This window comes from Pseudomonas fluorescens (assembly GCF_902497785.1).
Classification (GTDB): domain Bacteria; phylum Pseudomonadota; class Gammaproteobacteria; order Pseudomonadales; family Pseudomonadaceae; genus Aquipseudomonas; species Aquipseudomonas fluorescens_BO.
The window spans coordinates 1-1292 of record NZ_CABVHK010000065.1 but is presented as its reverse complement, the minus strand read 5'-3'; the positions used below and the strand labels follow the sequence as shown (position 1 = coordinate 1292).

The window sequence follows — 1292 nt, the reverse complement described above, 5'->3', positions numbered from 1 at the left end:
CCATCGCGAGCAAGCTCGCTCCCACAGGGTATTGGGTGGTCTCAAAGCTCTGCGCCGATGCAGGGCAATCCCGCCATTTCCCGTTTTTTTCACATCTTGTCTGGATAATTCCGCGGATTCCGGCGTCTGAGCCGGTCCCAATTGTGCTATTACCCATAGCCTGAATTTCTGGAACACATCCCTCGATGGCCAATCAACCGCTGCCCACGCTAAAAACTGCCCGTCGCCCGCGCGTGTACATGCGTTGGTATTCATGGCTTTTGCTGGCGGTGGCCGCCGCGTATGGCCTCGCGTTCGTCATGCATTGGGATGACCGGGGTGCGCTCTGGGTGCTGGAACGTTTCGAAAGCCCGACCGAACGCCAGGAGAGCATATGGCTACCGGATTACCGGGCAGTGATCGACGCCAAGCCATTGCCGGGAATGGAAAAGGACGAAGCGTCCGACCTCGCCTACAGTGCTGAAACCAAAACCCTGTTCTCGGTCATGGGCAAGAATCCGTTCCTGGTCGAGCTGAGTTTGCAGGGCGACGTATTGCGCAAGATGCCGCTGGTGGGCTGGAGCAACCCGGAAGGCGTGACGGTCATGGGCAACGGTCTTCTGGCCATCGTAGATGAGCGCGAACACGTGCTTTCTATCGTCAAGGTTGATGCCGATACCCGAGAGCTGAACATCGCCAACTTCCCGAAATACGACCTCGGTCCGTCGAAAGACCAGAACAAGGCGTTCGAAGCCATCGTCTGGGATTCGCGCAACAAGCAGATGCTGTTGGGTGAAGAACGTCCGCCGGCGTTGTTTACCTGGAAGAGCACCGACAGTCAGACCCTCACCGGCGACAAGCAGAAGCTGGCCAGTGATGAACTGGATATCCGTAACCTCTCGGCCCTGGCCATCGATCCTCGAACCGGCCATACCCTGGTGTTGTCCGCTGATTCCCACTTGTTGCTCGAACTCGACGAGAAGGGCGAGCAGGTGAGTTTCATGACTTTGCTTGGCGGCTTCAACGGGCTGAAGAAAACCATTCCTCGCGCTGAAGGCGTGACCATGGACGACGCGGGGACGGTGTACATGGTGAGCGAACCGAACCTGTTCTATCGTTTTGAAAAGCAGCCGTGATCAGCGCGCTCGCGAACGGAAAAGATCGCAGCCTTCGGCAGCTCCTACAGGGCCAGGTCAGAAGTGGAAGTTGGTGCTCAACAGCGCGGTACGACCCGCCGCCACGTGGGCGTAGTGCGTCTGAAACACCTGGTCGAAGTAACGCTTGTCGGTCAGGTTTTGCACGTTGAGTTGCAG

2 protein-coding genes are annotated in these 1292 nt (G+C 57.7%); one reads left to right on the top strand and one right to left on the bottom strand.

The window, feature by feature from the left end; all coding sequences use genetic code 11:
- The first annotated feature begins 185 nt into the window (after window positions 1-185).
- A complete protein-coding gene (locus F8N62_RS31415; RefSeq protein WP_150711347.1) occupies window positions 186-1115 on the top strand; it encodes an SdiA-regulated domain-containing protein in 930 nt (309 codons plus the stop codon).
- 57 nt (window positions 1116-1172) lie between these two features.
- On the opposite strand, the gene F8N62_RS32050 is transcribed toward F8N62_RS31415, so the two are convergent.
- On the bottom strand, window positions 1173-1292 hold a 120-nt coding region (locus tag F8N62_RS32050; RefSeq protein ID WP_224791431.1), incomplete at its 5' end, for a hypothetical protein.

Coding starts and splice junctions, on each gene's coding strand:
- F8N62_RS31415 (WP_150711347.1), top strand. CDS start 186: ATGGCCAATCAACCGCTGCCCACGCTAAAAACTGCCCGTCGCCCGCGC.